This is a genomic window from Microcoleus sp. PH2017_24_DOB_U_A (assembly GCF_020738205.1).
In the GTDB taxonomy this organism is placed as follows: domain Bacteria; phylum Cyanobacteriota; class Cyanobacteriia; order Cyanobacteriales; family Microcoleaceae; genus Microcoleus.
In genome coordinates this window covers 35,901-54,434 of record NZ_JAEQCT010000018.1, presented here as the reverse complement: position 1 = coordinate 54,434, position 18,534 = coordinate 35,901, and the positions used below count along the sequence as shown (strand labels likewise).

Genomic DNA, 18,534 nt, shown 5'->3' with positions numbered 1-18,534 from the left:
CGCATCTCAGGTTCGTAGTGAGGACTTCAGTCCGCATCTCTTATCAGAGGACTGAAGTCCGAACAATCAAACGTTAAACTTTCGGTAAATACTTTTGTACAATCGTCCATCCTGTGAGCAACACAATAACAAATCCCCCACACAAAGCCAAATTAGTGCCAATGTGTAGCGGACGCGCCCAAGGATGTTTAGGGCCAATTTGCAGCCCGCTTCCTACAGAAACCAACACCAACGCCACCACAGCCAACCCCGCCGGTAAATGAGCTGAGTGACCCAAATTGCCATAGTATCCGAGCGTACCGACTACGCCAATTAAGAGCAGTAAAATTACCAGAGTCGCCATCCCCGCACCAGTCCCCAAATGAAAGGGACGCAGCCATTTTGGGCGTGGCTGTTTCGTGCTGCGGGCGGCAAACATCCACGTTCCAGTAACGGCCAACAACAGGTAAGCCAAAAGCGCCACACCCATTGACCACGCCGCTATTTTCCACAACCACAAGAAAGAAGGCAGATTCATGATTTAAATCCCGAGTTAGGGATTTGCAACAAAGGTTTCTTTCCGATTTTACCTGCACCTGAAACCAAAAATGAATATTATTGGCAGAAAGTGCGATCGCACTTTCCACAGATTCCATCTATCAGGACTCAATTCAAACGCCGGATATCACACTCAGATTCATTGACGTTATTGATTTGTAAATAAGAGTGTTTCCCAAGCGCCTTCCCTTCTAGCTTCGTGGTTTAACTGTCAACAAAAGGCATTTTATAAAACCCTAATTTTTGTTCTACGATCAAGCGGAAAAACGGCAGACCTTCTATCAAATATCTTCTCCACAACCTTCTCGGTTCGCTTAACAGTCGGTACGCCCATTCGATGCCGACTTCGCTCATCCATTTCGGAGATCTTGCTTTGCAACCAGCTTCAAAATCAATGGTTGCACCTACGGCCAAGAAAACTTTCACGTGTGTGAATTTACTCCTGTATTTAACCAGCCACTTCTCTTGCTTCGGCGCTCCCACTCCTATCGCCAGAACTGTAGCTCCTGATTTATTGATCGTGTCAATTATTGCTTCACACTCCTCCTCATTTTTTTCAAAGCCAAAAGAAGGAGAAAGTGCTTCAACAACTATTTCTCTACCAATTTTTTGATTGATTTTTTCCTGAGCTTTCCTGGCAATTCCTTCAGCCGCTCCTAGCAAAAATATTTTAACGTCCTCGTTATCCTTGTGATACATATAAAATGCCGGAAACAAGTCAGAACCCGAAATCTTTTCCTTGATAGGAGTACCCAAAAATTTTGAGGCATACATCAAGATTTGACTGTCGCAGACTCTATAACTAGATGTATTGTAAGCTTCATAAAAGTCGCGGTCATATTGCAACTTAATTAAGTGGTCTACATTGGGTGTAAATACGACACCACCTTCGTCATCTAGTTTTTCAAACAACTCTGTAATTGTAAAGTTATCTATCGCTACATTCAATAAATTAACTGTTTTCATTTTTTTATTCCCATCTAGCCTTGATATTCAACTACAACTCAAACCATAAACCCACAATACAGCAAGAGTGTTTTCACTACTTGGGCGTGGGTGTGAATATACTTTTTTTAGTATATCGCCCTACACCCTACCTGTCCAGTCAGAATGTTTAAAGATTGTGTAAAGAATCTGCTGCTTTTAGGAAAAAGTGTATAAAGCTAATTTGGTTTACAACTCGCAACACAGTTTTAATCAAAACACAATCCGGTGCTAATGTTTGAAACCTTGCCAATTAATGTCGATATTTTATTTTATTACATTAATTTTCAGCCAACTGAGAAAGAGATTGCAACTTCCCAACTAGATTTAATACAAACATAGTAGATTCTTAAATTTTTGTATCTAGAGAATGCAATATATTTTCAAGCTTTGAGCGCGCTCAAAGCTTGAAAATCATCCTGATTTTTGGTGAACCAGCGACTGTCTTCTTGGTGGCGAAGGCGAAATGGTTTTCTTGGCCTTCAGACTTTCTGGAGCTTTTAAAGCCAGACCCGATATTCCTCCAGCAATGACCGCAAAAATCGGGTTAGCCATAGCGTTCAAAACACAGTCAAACATATACATAGTTACGGCTACTCCCAGGGCCGCAGCGGGCGCTACTTTCGGATGAGACCAGGTTCTGGCGGGATACTTGAACGCAAAGACGACAACAGGAAGTAAAAATGAAGCAAATAAACTAACTAAACCGACTGCACCGTTGATGCCAAATGCAATAATCCACAAGCTATCGGTGACCGAGATATCTTTACCGTACCCGTCGTATACGCGGTTTCCGCCCGAATCCCCCCAGCCAAAAATAAATCTTTGTCGCGCTTTATCTCCTAATATCTCTTCCATGTCAAATCTAAACTTCAGAGAGGCGGCCCGTTCTTCGCCAAATATGGGATTGATTACGCTCATCACGTCGTGGCTCGAGAATTGACCAGATGCAGCTACGTACAGATAAAACGCTATATATCCAATTACGAATAGTAGTGGCAAAGAAGTGCGAAACCACTTGGCACAAAATAATATGAGTAACGCGATAAAAAATAAAGTATAGGCACCTGTAGAACGGCAGAGGAAAAAAGCGATAGTTAATACAATTGCTAGAGTCTTAATGTTTTTGCCCTGAAACTTTTTGAGCGTCCCAGTTTGCCAGAGCCAAATTCCGATTAAGGCTGCTGTCATCATCCACACGCCCACCATCAAACCGTGCTGCATAAATACTACAGGTCTCCACCCCCCCATGCGCCTTGCTTGACCCCAGTCCTCAAAGGCGTTGACGCCGTAAACCATTTGGTGCAGAAGTGGGCCCTTAACCCCTTCCAATAAAGTAAAAGGAACGTAGGCTAAACCACCTGCAAAAATCCCGATCGCCAATTGTCGCAGCCCGTCTAAACTACCCAGATACAACCGTCCAAAAAAATAAGGCAGACCCCAAGTAACGATTTGGTTGAAAGTCGGAGAAATTGGGCTACCGCCATTAGTAAGTTGTGAAATAATTGGAGACAAACAGCAAATTACGATTGGCACGTCCAGCCAGCCAGGCTTAAATTTGGTGAGGCGCTCAGTGTCGTAGATAATAACACCCAGCAAAATGGCGTAGCAAGATGCGGAAACTTTGGTATAGGCGGGCAATATGGGGATGGGATAAGAAACTTGTGGTAAAAATAGCCACGCTGCCACAAAAGTGATAATTACCGCCCGCTGAGTCGGAAACCTCACAAACAAGTAAAGAACGATCGGGATCAAACCGAACATCGTCAATGGGATTAATGCAGCCATAGGTTTTTTTGGCAGTAAAATGGTGGTAGAAAGACTACTTTATTTCCCGGATCTGAATTCTCGCTCCTACGATCGCCTCTTTACCCGATCTTGATAAAGCGGTTCTCAAGCGTGGTGAGGTATGCCCACGGAGACCTATGACGGAGGCCAATGCCCTATGCCCTATGCCCATGAGTACCTCATATGAAAGCTCGAAAGGCTATAAATAGATCTCTATTTGTACAGCTTGTCCGTTAATTGTGGCTGACGTTCGACTGCGGTGTACAGTGCAGCCTCGAAGATATCGGTTGCATCCTCCCAGGTATAATGTATCACCGTGTCCAAAGCAGTCTCAGACATGGCCCGCCATTCGGCATCTGACAACTGACAAATCTGCTCGATCGCTTTTGCCATATCCTCTGGGTCTTCTGGTTTCACAAGTATTCCACCCCCGCCAGCGAGGAGTTCCGGAGCCGCGCCAGCAGGAGTGCCGATCACTGGAGTGCCACAAGCCATCGCTTCTAAAATTGGCAAGCCGAAGCCTTCGGTTTGGCTGGCAAACAGCCAAGCATCGCATTTGCTGTAAAGTTCTTTGAGTTCGTCTTGACTAGGTATCTTGTAATACTCAATATTATGCTGCAACAAATCCGGAGGAGCAGTTTCGCCGGAACCAAAGGCAACTAAACGAAGATTAGGGATTCTTTTGGCCGCTAGATTGAAAGCTTCAATGGCAAGAGCACAGCCTTTCCAAGGAGCTATAGAATAGTACATCCCGACTGTGGGAACTGACTGCTTGCCCCGCGGCTGCCCCGATCGCGATCGGGGGTCGTAAAACTGTGTGGTGTCAACAGTGGGAGGCACGAGAGATACAGACAAATTACCAAATTCATCCCTAGCCTTGTCTTCCAGCCACTTAGCGACGGCAATTTTGTGCATCGGCAGCCGCCAAGTTGCATCTACTCGAGCTTTTGGTGTGTAGTCAAAAGCCTCGTAGTGTTGGAGAAAATATACTTTCGCTCCTTTGCTGGGGGAGAGTTTAGACACCCACTCGGCAGTTTCCCACCAAGTAGCCATGATAATATCGGCATCAGGTACGTCCCTGTCGGTAATTGGACGGTAGGTTTCGGTAACTCGACTTTCGACATCTATACGGTCAAAGTGAGACGGCCCTCTCGCCTGAGCGGGTTCCCAACCCTTACCTCTGACCACAGAGCGCAATTGTTGCATTAAAGTTGGTCGTTCGTGAGGTGTAGAGACGATACATATTGTGTGTCCTCGCTGTTGGAGAATTTGTGTGTAGATAGACAAAACCCTCATGCCACCTGTAAGAGCAAGGGTAGGAAGGACAAAAGTAATTCTCATAGTATAGGTAGATGTGAAAGATCAAAACTGGTCGATCGAGCTTCTCCATCCTAATCTATTTGCACTGACGAGTCTCTTTTTGGGTTTGGCGCAGGGTTTAGGTCAATGATCGAGGCGATCGTTACTTGATGTCGAGCCGGCCGTACTTTGTCGTCAGGGACTTTTGCCAATGACAAATCAGGAGATGTGTGAGGATTAGACAAGTCTAACCTTTAACAGCCTGAGCTTTCAAACATCCGTTGAACTCGGGTTGAGATTTTGGCCGGCAGTAACAGGAAACCAGTATTTGAGGTAGATGCGGTCAGAATTAGTGTCGAAACTGCTGGGTATAAAACAGGACACCGCCGATGTGAGTTTTACTAGAAGCACCCTACCAAACGATAATTGAGTTCCTACGCAGAATCCCGCGATCGCTGGCATCACTAGCGCAGAATTTCAAATTGCTGCTGTTAACATCAAAGCTTAACTTTTTCCGGCGCCGGTGGGAACCGCGCATGGTAATGGGCCCCGCACATAGTAGGGAGAACAGGAAACTATGTTAACTTCACGCTGTTGAGATTTCTCTACAGCAACTTTCAATCCTGCTTCAAAATGCTCCGTGGCATCTTTCCAAGAGTAATTGGTCACCTTAGCATAGGCGGCTTCCGACATGGCTTGCCACTGGGCATTCGACAAATGACACATAGATTCTATGGCTTTTGCCATTTCTTCGGGATCTTCTGGGCTTACAAGTATGCCAGTACCGCCGCTCAAAATTTCAGGAGCAGCGCCTGCTGTGGTACTGATGACGGGAGTGCGGCACGCCATCGCTTCGATAATTGGCAAGCCGAAGCCTTCAGAGCGACTCGCCAGCAGCCACGCATCGCATTTGCTGTAATAATCTTTGAGTTTGTCTTGGTCGGGTCTAATTACATACTCGGCATTGGCTGGTAGCGGCAATTCCGGGGATGGGGCCTCTGTACCGAAGGCAACCAGACGCAGGTTGGGAATTTTTTCAGCGGCTAGGGAAAAAGCTTTGAGTGCGATGTCGGTTCCTTTCCAGTAAATTGCAGAGTACATCATGCCAATGGTAGGAACCGATTGTTTGTGGCGAGGGCAGGCATAAAATTGCTTGGTGTCAACGCTCGGAGGAGCTGAGGAAACTTGGCGATCGCCATATTTAGTCCGAGCTAGGTCAACTAACCAGTCAGAGATCGTAATTTTGTGCATGGGTAGCTTCCAGGTTGCTTCGACTCTACCTTCAGGTAGATAGTCAAAAACTTCATGGTGCTGGATAAAATAAGCTTTAGCTCCTTTGCTCGGGGAGAGTTTTGCTACCCACTCGGCGGTTTCCCACCAGGTGGCAACTACTACGTCAGCGTCAGGCACATCTTTGTCTTCTATTGGGCGCGAGCGATCGATAATTTTGCTTTCTACACTGAGATTATCGAAAAATGATGGCTCATTTTCAGGTGTGGAAATCCAGCCCCTTCCCCGCAGCAGCGACTTGACTTGCTGGCGCAGACTCGCTTGCTCATGGGGTACAGAGATGACGAACACGGAGTGTCCTCGTTGTTTCAAGAGTTCTGCGAAAATAGATATTACTCGAATTCCACCAGTCAGACACAGAGTAGGAAGAACAAAGGTGATTTTCATGTTTAACTCCCGCTGAATAATCCGACTCGGTTTCGACGCTGCGATGAGCGCGCTTTGTGAGAGCCGACAGGAAAGAGGGGCGGGTGAATCTTAATTACCGCTTTCCCGGTGTGGGCATAGAATCAAACCTAGCGACTGTTCGCAACACCCCAGTATAGATCCACAATTTCGCTGTCATTCAATCTATAGTAATGATGGATTCGATTCACCAACAGTTCCCTGCGGGATATTTTTTCGGGTCTGCGAAAGTTACTTCTCAAGACAGATACGCGATCTAACATCAGCTTTTTTCGCCCCACACACGAAGCTCTACAACACTTCCTGCCTAACATAACATCATTTGCTGATCTTACCGACACAGAGTTACGGTTTACCGTAACTCTCCAAACTTTAGTGTTGGGGAAAGGTAGCCAGCGTAACAATATTCCGGAGATTGACAATCGCCGTCCGGAAAAATTTGTTATAAAATTCTATTAAATTAAATTATTAGTTATAAAATATTAATTCGCGATAGCTATCATCGCTAGAAATACTGATGCTTGACTGTGTGTTTTAAGTTACTATACGCTCTGTATCGCTTAAAAAATATATTATTTATTCTGAATTCAGAGATGTAATTTGCTCAAACACCTGCACGGACGCGAGCTGATTCTGAAAGGGAATCGCAGAAATCACAGTCATGGATAGGTTAATCAGGAAAAACTGGTTTTTTTTAACTATTGCTCGATCTTGTTGCCGTAAATGTCTTAAAAAACCGTTTGATGCGTCTGGACTGCTGAAAAAGGTAGGTTTGTCGATCGCTACAGAATATATAATTTGATTGGTATCAATTTAATTAACTGCCTGAGTTTTAAATTTTTTAATGGCAGGCGATCGCCTGAAAGTATCCCCAAAAGTGACTGCCACTTCTCCACCGAGTATGTAGCGTGCCCAACAGATGTCTAAGTAATTACCGTAAAATTCAAGTTCCCCCAATTACCTAACGATCGTGTAAATATCACAACAATTGTCATGGTGCAGTGATATAGATCGTGGCAACCTTGACTCTTAATTGGTAGCCGCAGCTTAGCGGTATGTATCAAGCGAGTTCGCTTACAAAAAAAATCCTGCTATGAAAAAATCATATTTCCTGAGTTGACGATTCCGAAGGACAATCGGTGTACTTTTGAGCGTTGTGGTGCCCAGGGTGGCAACGATATGGTTTGCCAGTTTTCACGCAGTAAAAATTATGCGATCGCCAGCGCAACAAAATCTCTAACTTTAAATAGATGTCTTCACACAAAGCATTTCTCGGTGGGAATACATGAACTTTCAATTGTTGTACAGCATCAGTCAAAATCCCAGCAGCGTCCAATACGGTTGAGTTAAGAGAGTCCCGCAGTCATAACGATTTGAAAAATAGACACTGAGATTGCTCTGGGGCGCGATCGCTGCGGACAAAAAGTGTTAGCCCAAGCGTATTGGGCTATAGTTTAATACGGTTCACTTAAGAAGATAATTGCTCAGCGCCCACCTGACTTAACCGAGAAATGTCATAGTCTCTGCGATTGCCGCGCTCGATCGCTCGCAATGACAAAAACGTTAAGTGAACCGTATTTGGCTATAGTTGCTAAAAAAGTGGCTAGTTAAAGAGGATTTGCCAAGCAATCATTGCGAGGGCTAAATCTGCGATCGCGTGGCTGATATAACTAGGCCACAGCGAACGGTAAGTTAGATAACAGTGCGACCAAATTATCCCGGCGGTGAAGACGGCGAATGAGCCTAAAATCACAGCGCGCCAGTCGCTGTAGGCTGCGATTACAAAAATGTGGTGGAGGGTGAAAAATAGTGAACTGAGAAATATGGCTGGTTTTCCTGGTATCAGAATCTGGCATTTGTTGCAGACAAACCACCGCCAAGTAAATTCTTCAATCAGCGAGTTAACTAGCACGAAATATGCTTCAACAATTAAGTAAATATTTTGGCTGTTGGTTCCCAATTGGCGAGCTTTTTCTTTGGCCGCTACAGGATCGATCCAGTGCTGGCCGAAAAGGCTGTAGATACCCACAATTACCGCAAACATGGCTATTCCCCAAATGGCTCCAGCCCGCAATTCTCGCCGCTTGGGGAGGGATAAATGCAGTTTTTGCCGATCGACTAAAACACACCAGGCGATCGGGAAAAGGAGCAACCAAAGTTGACACAAGGCTGATACTGTTTGTCCCCAGCTTCCGGGGGCAATATACAAGCCTGCTATTATACCAATACTCGCAGCGGGGACGAGCAGTGTGAGAGCTAAGAGTGCTGTTTTGCGATCGCCAATTTCCAGCATTTTTTACGCCACCTTTGAAAATTTGGATTGACATCAAAGGTAAAAGCTTGGCCGGTTCCCAGAGGTGATACCAGTTTTACAAAAATTTAACTTTAGCCAAACCTGAAATTCTGATGCCGTCAGTCATGCCCAATATAAAATATAAAATATAAAATAGTATGATTTTTGTGCCACTTATCAAAGTGGTGCGTCTTTGTGGCATCGGAAAATTGGTATAATGGCGATCGCACTTCCGATCCTAATCAGGAATTACTCTAAATTAACTCAGTTGTCGGCTTTTTGAAATCCGAGCGATCTTTCTATTTCGGGTTCAGCACCATTTTGCAGCCAATCAAGAGGTTTTTCTGCTATTTGGGCTGGATTTACCCATATAATATCTTTAAGCTCATCAACCTCTACTGCTACTTTAGCAAAACATTGTCTGACTTTGTTATCAAGTGAAATTACTGTGCGATCGGTAGCGATCGCAGCTTCCACCAACCGCAAATCTTTAACCATTATTTCCCGCTCTTTATCGCTTTCGGCAATCGATTCAACTTGAGACCACAAATTATCATCTACCGCGATATCGCAGGGGCATAGTTTCTTCTTTGCCACCATCCGGCGCAGCCATATACGAGCGGATTTTGATTGATGCTTGTTCCACTCATCTCTAATATCTGGAGTCATCACAACTCTGTGAGAAATATCCAACACAGCTTCGAGAAAATCGCGACAGTAAACAGATATGGGATAGGTTGCATCTTCTCCCCCAGCAGCACGCGCCACAGAAGCATCAATTACCAGGCGTTTAGAAACTTTGTCTGCCATGTTAATGCTTCCACAAAACAGCTTCGGCTGCATCCAAATAGCGGTTTTCTAGATGCAAAGAAACATCGCCCAAATCTTCAGGCCAATCTCCAAAAGCTCCCGTCTCGTCTAAATCGGCACTACTGACTTCTGTGACACCATCGTCGCGCCGTTTAAACCAGTGAAGTTTGACTAAATTAGGTAGTAGTTTACCCTCGGCAACTAACGATTGAACTGCTAAAAGCAGCAATTCACAGTGAGTTTCTAGAACTACTCGCACACCTCGATTTGCAGCATCAACTAATATCTCTGCTAAAGCAGCTTGAGCGCGAGGATGCAAGTGAATTTCCGGCTGTTCTAGGTAAACTAATTGTCCTGGTTCTGCTACAAGCAAGGCAACTAAAATAGGCAAAGTTTGCGATACCCCAAAGCCAACATCAGCAATACTAACCGTATCGATTGCACTCCCGCTGCGGGATAAACGACCTACCAGCAGTTCAATTTGTACGTCATTAATCTGTCTGGCTTCAACTTTCCAGTTGAGTCCCAGGAACTCTAAGGCTTGACCCAATTTTATCAGTCGATCGTCCTTGGTTTCTTGCCAGGAATTAACTATACTAGCAACATAATTTTCAAAAATTCCAGTAAATTCACTGCCAAATGCTGCGATATTATAGGTGCGTTCTGGATTGCCTCTCGATCCGGGAACATGAATTATCTGGCGAATATATTTTTGAAAGTTGATTGCCAAATGGGATGAATCAAAATGACTTTCACCAAGTCGTAAGTCTAAAAAACCTCGAACATTACTTACGCTCCATAGTGGCGGTTCTTCGTCAATATTGTCTAATAAAATATAGTAATTTTCCGCAAAGTTTTCTGGAAGAACCTCAATCACTTCTTGATGTCGCATTCCCGGATAAATAGTAATAATTTTATCATTGTCAGGAAAACAGTAAATTGCCTTGACAATTCTAATGCCAGGTTTTGGCTGCTTGCTGAAAACGTTTTTCAAAAAATTATCTCTCTCTAGATTAACCCTGACATAAAACTCATCGTTGTATTTTTCAGGTGACAGTTTAGACAATATCTGTTCTGCGGATGTAAACTTAACATTCGGCCCGTCAAGTTTCAAACCACCCGGATCGTAAGGGGCTTCTAGCGTTTGCTTCATCAGCAATAGCGGCTGCATAATGCTAGACTTACCAGAACTGTTGGCACCGGCTAAAATTGTCAGCGATCGCACTTCAATTTGGCACTCTTCATAAATAGACTTGTACCCGCATACTGCAATTTCACTAATTCCCGATACAGGCTCTTTGTTCTGTGTTGCAAAGGAAGTGGATTGAGTCATAATATTATGTTTGCATTGTCAGCTCTAAATACCATAATATTATAAGATAATCTTTAGTAGCTGTGTATTTTGGCCCAATGACGATCGCAATTGACTTTGGAACTAGCAACACCGTCGTCGCTCGCTGGAATCAAGCTCTCCAGCAGCCCGAAACCTTGAAATTGCCGGGATTGTCGGCAATCTCGGTTCAAAATCCACCCCTAATTCCCAGTTTGCTCTACGTTGAGGACGCTGCTCAAAATAAAGTCATCCTCGGTCAGCAAGTCCGCGACAAAGGCCTCGATCTGAGTCGAGATTCTCGGTTTTTTCGCAATTTTAAGCGGGGAATTGGCACTTTTGTGCAGGGTTTTGTGCCGGAACTTGACGGGCAAATTGTTGATTTTGAACGAGTCGGTGAGTGGTATTTGAGCCAAATTGTGAACTCAATTCGCGAATTGCCTTTGTCGGTAGATTCTTTGGTTTTTACTGTGCCGGTAGATAGTTTTGAAGCTTACCGCCATTGGTTGGGTAAAGTTTCTGAATCTCTGCAAGTGGAACAGGTGCGGATGTTGGATGAGCCTACGGCGGCTGCTTTGGGTTACGGTTTGGCCGATCGCGAAATTCTATTAGTGATTGATTTCGGCGGCGGCACTCTCGATATTTCATTGGTACGCCTCGATGTTAATGCCAACAAAAAGCCTTTGGGGTTTTTGCTGAAATGGGGCGAAAAGTTGTTAGCTGAATCTTCTGCACAAAAGACAAAAGTTGCCAGGGTTTTGGCTAAAGCCGGACAAAATTTAGGCGGTTCTGATATTGATAATTGGTTGGTTGACTATTTTGTTAAAACGAAAAAGTTGGCAAAATCTCCGATTACGACGAGGTTGGCAGAAAGGTTAAAGATTCAGTTATCTTTGCTAAATAATGCGGCTGAGGTTTATTTTGATGACGAAACTTTTGAGAGTTACGAATTAGAATTAGACCGATCGGGCTTTGAATCTATCCTTGCCGAACATCAGTTTTTTGAGAACCTCGACGAGTGCATGAATCAAGTATTGCAGCAAGCGCGGCGCCAAGGCTTAGAAATTGGCGATATCAATGCAGTTTTGCTCGTTGGCGGTACTGTCCAAATTCCAGCGGTGCAGCGTTGGGTGCAGCAATATTTCGATCCGGCAAAAATTCGGTGCGACAAACCCTTTGAGGCGATCGCCCAAGGTGCTCTACAATTAAGTCAAGGCATAGAAATCAAAGATTTTCTCTATCACAGTTACGGCATTCGCTACTGGAACCGCCGCGAAAATTGCCACAGTTGGCACAGTTTAATCAAATCCGGTCAGTCTTATCCGATGACCGAACCGGTAGAATTAGTCTTGGGAGCTTCTTTGGAAAATCAGCCCAGCATAGAATTAATTATCGGCGAATTGGGAGCGGAAACTGGTGGGACGGAGATCTATTTTGACGGCGACAGGCTAATTACTCGCCAACTCGCGGGCGAAAGATCCGTACAGCCGCTAAATGACAAAGACGGAGCTCGCAGTATCGCGCAATTGACGCCGCCTGGGTATCCGGGGAGCGATCGCATAAAAATCTTTTTCCGCGTTGACGAACAGCGCTTTTTGCGGATTACTGTGGAAGATTTGCTAACCAATGAAACTTTGTTAGAGGATAAACCAGTGGTGCAGTTAAGTTAAATATAGGACGTACGGTTGAAACCGCGTCTAGACAAAGGAAGTCCGCCTCCGCGGACTGAATGAAATCAAAAATTCCCACGCCCTTGAAGTGAATTTTGTCTCCATAAATGTAATTTTAACCGCTCACTCTTCAACCGGCGTCCGGCTTGTTTTGTCTGTATAGACGCGGTTTCAACCGCCGTTTGATCTACGAACCTATTAGTTAAATTTCAGATTTGTGCACCACTACAGGCGTCCCCACCGAGGCCCAATTGAACAGCCATTTAGCGTGATTTACAGCTACATTTGTGCAGCCGTGAGTGACGGGATTTCCAAACAAATTGTGCCAGTAAGCGCCGTGAATTGCATTACCGCCATCGTAATACATTGTATAGGGAACGTCGGGCACGTCGTAGTCTTCCCCAGTCATTCTAGTAACGCGATATTTGGTTTGGATGGCAAAGGTTCCCGTGCGGGTGGGAGTCGATGATTTGCCGCTGGAAATAGTCACCGCATAAACGGGTGTATTTCCTTCCCAAGCTATGAGTTTTTGTCTTGACAAATCAATTTCAATCCAGCGCTGACTGGATTGCTGCAACTGCATGATTCTATTGGCAATTATGTTGCGCTGTTCGCCTGCAAATGCAGGAATTTGTCCGCCACAAAATGCAGCAACTGTTAGGGCGCAGGCAACACATAAAGTTCCTGCGCGACGCAAGTAAGTTGAGTTGATAATCATGTTTATTCCTCACACCCAAGACGATTTGATAGTTTTAGATTGAAAAATTGAAGAATTGGGAAACTTTCACACCTGGTACTATTTTAAATTGTAGATTATAGATTTTAAATTGGGAAAGAGGGCTTAACAAGTTGTTAAGTTTTGGGTGAGAGTTTTGGCAATTTCGACGATCGCCCGCCAATCTCGATTTTGCACTAAGTGTTTGGGAAATAAGTCTCCGGCTAAACCAACGGCGATCGCCCCAGCGTCAATAAATACCTTGGCATTTTCCAGCGTCACCCCGCCCGTGGGAATCAAAGGAATGTCGCCCAGAGGGCCTTGCAGGCTTTTCAGGTAAGCAGCGCCTCCCAAGCCTGCGATCGGAAAAACTTTCACGCAGGTAGCACCTGCTTGCCACGCCGTCATAATTTCTGTGGGAGAAAAAGCACCAGGGACGATCGGCACTCTCGCATCAACTGCTGCTTGAATCATGCCTACATCGGTGTGCGGAGTAAACAGGAATTGAGCCCCGCAATCTATGGCTTGCTGCAACTGTTCTAAGTGTAATAAAGTGCCAGTACCAATACTAAAATCTGGCAATTCTGAGCGGAGTTGCGAAATTAATTCAGCGGCTTTGTGGGTATTCCAGGTAATTTCAATAAATTGGATTCCTCCTGCTGCTACAGATTTTGCCATCTGCCAAGCGACTTCCTGTTCGGATGAACGGATCACGGCGATCGCTCGGTGTTTTTTTAGTAGTGTCAACCAAGATTGATGATTCATGCTAACTCATTCTGACTAGGATATAATTTTAGTACACATTACAAAATTCGATATATGCCAAACTACAATATGCGCGGCGTTCAATTTTTAACAGACAATGAAGGCAACAAAACCGCTGCAATTGTTGACCTCAAAGAACACAGCGAATTTTGGGTTGACGTGTTGGCTGAATGTGGCGAACCGACAGACTTTCAGTTTTTAGTTGACGGCCAAGGCGAAAAAATTGCGGTGCTGCTTGACTTCGAGAAGCACGGCGAACTCTGGGAGGATGTTTATGACTCTTTGACTATTGAATCTAGACAAGATGAACCAAGAGTTCCCTGGGAAGAAGTTAAGCGCCAGCTTGAGGAAAAGGGTATGTTGAATGTCTGATTACTTGGTCATTACTGCACGTTCGGCTCAAAAAGACCTGGACGCTCTGCCCGTTGAAATCAGCAGTCGCATTTATCCCCAGATAAATGCTTTAGCCAGTGTGCCCCGTCCCCCAGGCTGTCTCAAGTTAAAGGGGAAGAAAAACGGCTGGCGAATTCGGGTGGGCGATTACAGGGTAATATACACCATAGATGACGACAGCCGCACGATCGATATCAGTAAAGTGCGTCACCGGCGAGAAGTTTACCAAGGGTGATATCAAGTCCGGTTATATCGAAATGATGCAGTGCGATCGCCCGATCGCTACCCCTCTAATCGCTGATTCATTGGACATTTGTGGAAAAAGCATACATATATCCATCGTTGCGGTGGATTGATTTACAGTATTTATGACGTACTGGACTAACCTTGCCGAGTGGCGTTCTCATTTCAAAAACTCCGCTTTCTCTGACCGTCAGCCTGCCGACGTGAGTGCCTGCAAACCTCCCAGAGGGGAGAATCGCACTTACCATGTCGCCAGTCCCAAACCCAAAAAACGTTTTGCACCGCGTTCTGTGCTTGACAGGAAATCCGTATTTATTGGTTGTACACATTTGACGGCTGCCCCATCCTTTAGCTGCAATTAACAACGGTTGATCCGTTAAAACTTGCAGCACTTCTACATTTCCTACACAAGCTGCATCCAGCCAATGAGTTTTAGCTAGTCCTAAACGAGTCCGATTGTACTTTGTTCTACCTCCAGTTGAAACTTCTATGGGCAATCCTGTTTGTTTAAGTTGTTGGAACAATGCCCAGCCGGTTGAATTCACAGCAGTTGCATCTTTCAAAGGTTGTGAGGCCTGTTTCAAAATACGGGACAGGATGTCAGGCTTTTTGAACAAGAAATCCCGAATATCTTGATTGCCTTTGGCTTGGTTGCACCCACGGCAGGCTAGGGTAAGATTGGAAACGCGATCGCTTCCCCCTTTTGATTTGGGGTGGATATGTTCTACCTCAAAAGGTACGTTTTCAACACCGCAATAGGCGCACTTTCTCCCCCACTTCGCTAACAAGTATTCTTTGACTTCATAGCCCGCAAGTTCCCCTTGCTGATACTCTTTGCCGGATATTTCGGGATTCTGCATTGCAAGTAAGTCAAATTTAACTAACTCTTGGGATATGCCTGTAATTGCGACGTATCGACGGATGCGGTTGACCCAAGTCACGATGTTTTTCACCCTAGATTCTAAGCTTGGTGGCAACCATCCAGGTGCTCTTGTGCGGTTCAGAAAACGTGGTTTGCGGTAACGAGTTTTGCGGTTGCGACGATTGCGACGAAGGTTGCGACGTGACTCTAAGTCATTTTTAATTTGTTGCCCGCGATGGCTCAAATGAGCCCCCCAGAGAACTTTATTACCGCTAACGATCGCCAGCCCAGTAGTTTTAGAACCTGGATCAATTTTTAATTGAGTCGGTTGCGTTTTTGGGTGAGAAACCGCATATTTCAGAATAATTGTGAACGGGTAACGGAGATACACAGCAGCTTGGGCTAGTTTTAACAATCGTCTTGCTTGTCCTGGTGCTACTAGCTCAAGTGGTTGTTTGTTGGTATCTAAAACGAATACAAAGTTAGACATGAAAGTCCTCTGATTGCTCAGGTTATGTTTTCCTCGCCAATGTTTTGATGGCTTGTTGGGTTAGAGACACTGACTTAACCAAATACATCTGTTTAATCTCTAACGACAGAGCTACAAGCTGGAAAGCACCCGTAGGTGTCATCACCCTCAAAACGTAGTATTCAAGATACTTAGGCTGGCTATTTGTCCAGTGTATGAACTAGCTGTTGAGTCTTGTCCACTGTTTGGTGAATAGCATTGCACAATGAAATTAAACAGCCGATCGCACCACAAAAAAATCGGGGCGATTCCAGACAATACCAGAAGCACCCCAATTATCGATTTTAAGCTTTAGATTAAATCTAAAATCTAAAATCCAAAATCTAAAATCAATTAGGCAATTGTCGCCATCTTGACATCGCTGTTAGCTAACAAATTTTGCAATTCATCAGCATCGACAGTTTCCTTGTCAACTAGCATATCTGCCAAGGCGTTCAGCACGTGGCGGTTGCCGACGAGCACGTCTTTAGCGCGCAGGTAAGCTTGCTCTACCAACAAGCGGACTTCATCGTCGATCGTAGCTGCGGTTTCTTCAGAAAAGTCCCGTTCGGCCATGATATCGCGACCCATGAACATATTCCCTTGTTGGCGACCGAGAGCTACAGGCCCTAGCCGATCGCTCATTCCGAAGCGAGTTACCATTTGGCGTGCTACTCTTGCCACTTGTTGCAAGTCGTTGGAAGCGCCAGTTGTGACTTCTTCCTCACCGAAGACAATCTCTTCAGCAATGCGGCCGCCCAAGGCTACCGCCATTTGATTTTGCAAGTAAGAGCGAGAATACAAGCCAGAATCCATGCGATCTTCGCTAGGTGTGAACCAAGTCAAACCACCAGCGCGGCCGCGGGGGATAATGCTGATTTTCTGTACGGGATCGTAGTCGGGCATCAGGGCACCGACTAAAGCGTGACCGGCTTCGTGGTAAGCTACTAAGGTTTTGCGTTTTTCGCTCATCACGCGGTCTTTCTTTTCGGGGCCGGCGAGGACGCGATCGATCGCATCGTTGACTTCATCCATCGAGACTTCGGTCAAATTGCGACGGGCTGCCAAAATTGCTGATTCGTTGAGCAAGTTAGCCAAATCCGCACCTGTGAAACCGGGTGTCCGGCGGGCGATTTTTTCCAAATCCACATCTTTTGACAAGGTTTTGCCGCGGGCGTGAACGTTGAGAATTTCCAGGCGGCCGGAGAAATCGGGGCGATCGACCACAACTTGGCGATCGAAGCGACCTGGACGTAGCAGCGCAGCATCCAGCACGTCGGGGCGGTTAGTAGCAGCAATCAAAATGATGCCAGTATTGCCTTCAAAACCGTCCATTTCGGTCAGTAACTGGTTCAGGGTTTGTTCCCGTTCATCGTTACCACCGCCCAAACCAGCTCCGCGCTGGCGGCCTACGGCGTCAATTTCATCAATAAATACGATACAAGGAGCGTTTGTTTTAGCTTGTTCAAACAAGTCGCGGACGCGGGAAGCACCGACACCGACGAACATTTCGACAAATTCCGAACCGGAAATGCTGAAGAAAGGAACACCTGCTTCTCCGGCGACTGCTTTGGCGAGCAAGGTTTTGCCTGTTCCGGGAGGGCCGACTAACAGCACGCCTTTGGGGATTTTAGCTCCGACTGCGGTGAAGCGATCGGCATTTTTCAGGAAGTCCACGACTTCAGCGAGTTCTAGCTTGGCTTGTTCGATGCCGGCTACATCGCCGAAAGTCACCTGAGTTTGAGGCTCCATTTGGACTCTAGCTTTCGATTTGCCGAAGTTCATGGCTTGATTGCCGGGCCCGTTTTGGGCGCGCCGCACCAGGAAAAACAGTCCCACCAAGAGCAGGATCGGGAAGAACAGGCTGCTGAGGGCTTTTACCCAGAAGCCTTCGTCGTTTTGGGGCAGAACTGAAATATCTACCTTATTTTTGGTCAGGATGTTAATCAGTTCGGGGTCGTTAGGCAGGTTGACAATTACCTTGCTGCCGTCCTGAGCCGTTACGAGAGCTTTACTGCGATCGGAACTGATATTTATTTTGTCTACTCTGTTGCCTTCGACTTCCTGAATGAATTGACTGTACTTCCAAACTTCCCTACTTGGGGGCTGTTTGTCAAAAAATGCAGTGGCTAGGGCAATGACTACAATAGCCAGCAGTGCGTACAGTCCAGCGTTTCTCCAGCGTTTATTCACCGAGGTCGATCCTCCTAATTATTTAGTCCCTGTGATTTGGGAATTTTTATTTATGTTCATCAATCTTAACGTATTTGTAACTTGTTTTTGTGTTGTCAGGAATCCCGGCAAGGGCGATCGCTCGTCTGAAGTAGTGGAAACCGAACTGCCCTGAAAGCCGTCAGGAGATGGGAGTGCTTTACTAAGGAGTCACATATAGCATAAATTAAAACTTGTCAAGCCTTTAGTCGAAGTAATCTTGAGGGGGCGGACTCCTGATAAGATCAGTCCTGGACGCACGGGTGGCCAGAAACCGGGTTTTTTTACGAAAATCCTTCGTTGGAGTCGCGAGATTAGGCAAAAAACCCGGTTTCTTTGGTAGGAATACGTCCAGGACTAAAGATATCTGAGTCAGGGCTGCATTGGTGTAGGATGTTCCTGTTTATTCACTCTTCATATATAACGATCGA

15 protein-coding genes are annotated in these 18,534 nt (G+C 45.5%); 3 read left to right on the top strand and 12 right to left on the bottom strand.

Annotated elements, in window-relative coordinates; genetic code table 11:
• Positions 1-73: 73 nt before the first annotated feature.
• The 8 genes from JGK07_RS02405 to JGK07_RS02370 form a co-directional block, all read right to left on the bottom strand.
• A complete protein-coding gene (locus JGK07_RS02405) occupies positions 74-517 on the bottom strand; it encodes a DUF4079 domain-containing protein (protein ID WP_293196150.1) in 444 nt (147 codons plus the stop codon).
• A gap of 224 nt (positions 518-741) precedes the next feature.
• Positions 742-1,503, bottom strand: coding sequence for a WecB/TagA/CpsF family glycosyltransferase (locus JGK07_RS02400; RefSeq protein WP_293184416.1), 762 nt, complete (start codon positions 1,501-1,503; stop codon positions 742-744).
• A 432-nt stretch (positions 1,504-1,935) separates the two neighbouring features.
• Positions 1,936-3,309, bottom strand: coding sequence for an O-antigen ligase domain-containing protein (locus tag JGK07_RS02395; protein ID WP_293196152.1), 1,374 nt, complete (start codon positions 3,307-3,309; stop codon positions 1,936-1,938).
• 213 nt (positions 3,310-3,522) lie between these two features.
• Positions 3,523-4,650: a glycosyltransferase family 4 protein gene (locus JGK07_RS02390; protein WP_293178827.1), complete on the bottom strand. Its 1,128-nt coding sequence runs from the start codon at positions 4,648-4,650 to the stop codon at positions 3,523-3,525.
• A gap of 462 nt (positions 4,651-5,112) precedes the next feature.
• Positions 5,113-6,285: a glycosyltransferase family 4 protein gene (locus tag JGK07_RS02385; RefSeq protein ID WP_293178824.1), complete on the bottom strand. Its 1,173-nt coding sequence runs from the start codon at positions 6,283-6,285 to the stop codon at positions 5,113-5,115.
• 1,621 nt (positions 6,286-7,906) lie between these two features.
• Positions 7,907-8,596, bottom strand: a complete 690-nt coding sequence (locus JGK07_RS02380; protein WP_293178821.1) for a CPBP family intramembrane glutamic endopeptidase — start codon at positions 8,594-8,596, stop codon at positions 7,907-7,909.
• Positions 8,597-8,860: 264 nt separating this feature from the next.
• A complete protein-coding gene (locus tag JGK07_RS02375; protein WP_293178818.1) occupies positions 8,861-9,406 on the bottom strand; it encodes a hypothetical protein in 546 nt (181 codons plus the stop codon).
• Between the two features lies 1 nt (position 9,407).
• Positions 9,408-10,739 carry an AAA family ATPase gene (locus tag JGK07_RS02370; protein WP_293178815.1) on the bottom strand — a complete coding sequence of 444 codons (1,332 nt, stop codon included), beginning with the start codon at positions 10,737-10,739 and terminating at the stop codon, positions 9,408-9,410.
• Positions 10,740-10,816: 77 nt separating this feature from the next.
• On the opposite strand from JGK07_RS02370, the gene JGK07_RS02365 reads away from it, so the two are divergent.
• Positions 10,817-12,406 (top strand): Hsp70 family protein, encoded by a 1,590-nt coding sequence (locus JGK07_RS02365; RefSeq protein WP_293178842.1) that lies wholly within the window; start codon positions 10,817-10,819, stop codon positions 12,404-12,406.
• Positions 12,407-12,608: 202 nt separating this feature from the next.
• On the opposite strand, the gene JGK07_RS02360 is transcribed toward JGK07_RS02365, so the two are convergent.
• Both JGK07_RS02360 and JGK07_RS02355 read right to left on the bottom strand, forming a co-directional pair.
• The gene (locus JGK07_RS02360) at positions 12,609-13,130 is read right to left on the bottom strand and encodes a L,D-transpeptidase (RefSeq protein ID WP_293178839.1); all 522 of its coding nucleotides are present in this window, start codon (positions 13,128-13,130) and stop codon (positions 12,609-12,611) included.
• Between the two features lie 117 nt (positions 13,131-13,247).
• Positions 13,248-13,886, bottom strand: a complete 639-nt coding sequence (locus JGK07_RS02355; protein ID WP_293178812.1) for a bifunctional 4-hydroxy-2-oxoglutarate aldolase/2-dehydro-3-deoxy-phosphogluconate aldolase — start codon at positions 13,884-13,886, stop codon at positions 13,248-13,250.
• Positions 13,887-13,940: 54 nt separating this feature from the next.
• On the opposite strand from JGK07_RS02355, the gene JGK07_RS02350 reads away from it, so the two are divergent.
• A complete protein-coding gene (locus JGK07_RS02350) occupies positions 13,941-14,258 on the top strand; it encodes a hypothetical protein (protein WP_293178809.1) in 318 nt (105 codons plus the stop codon).
• A complete protein-coding gene (locus tag JGK07_RS02345; RefSeq protein ID WP_293178806.1) occupies positions 14,251-14,514 on the top strand; it encodes a type II toxin-antitoxin system RelE/ParE family toxin in 264 nt (87 codons plus the stop codon). Before JGK07_RS02350 ends, JGK07_RS02345 begins: the two co-directional genes overlap by 8 nt.
• Before the next feature lie 67 nt (positions 14,515-14,581).
• Here the strand turns inward: JGK07_RS02345 and iscB are convergent, their stop codons facing one another.
• Positions 14,582-15,874 carry an RNA-guided endonuclease IscB gene (gene iscB / locus JGK07_RS02340; RefSeq protein WP_293178803.1) on the bottom strand — a complete coding sequence of 431 codons (1,293 nt, stop codon included), beginning with the start codon at positions 15,872-15,874 and terminating at the stop codon, positions 14,582-14,584.
• A 372-nt stretch (positions 15,875-16,246) separates the two neighbouring features.
• The gene (gene ftsH3, locus JGK07_RS02335) at positions 16,247-18,085 is read right to left on the bottom strand and encodes an ATP-dependent zinc metalloprotease FtsH3 (RefSeq protein WP_293178800.1); all 1,839 of its coding nucleotides are present in this window, start codon (positions 18,083-18,085) and stop codon (positions 16,247-16,249) included.
• Positions 18,086-18,534 lie beyond the last annotated feature (449 nt).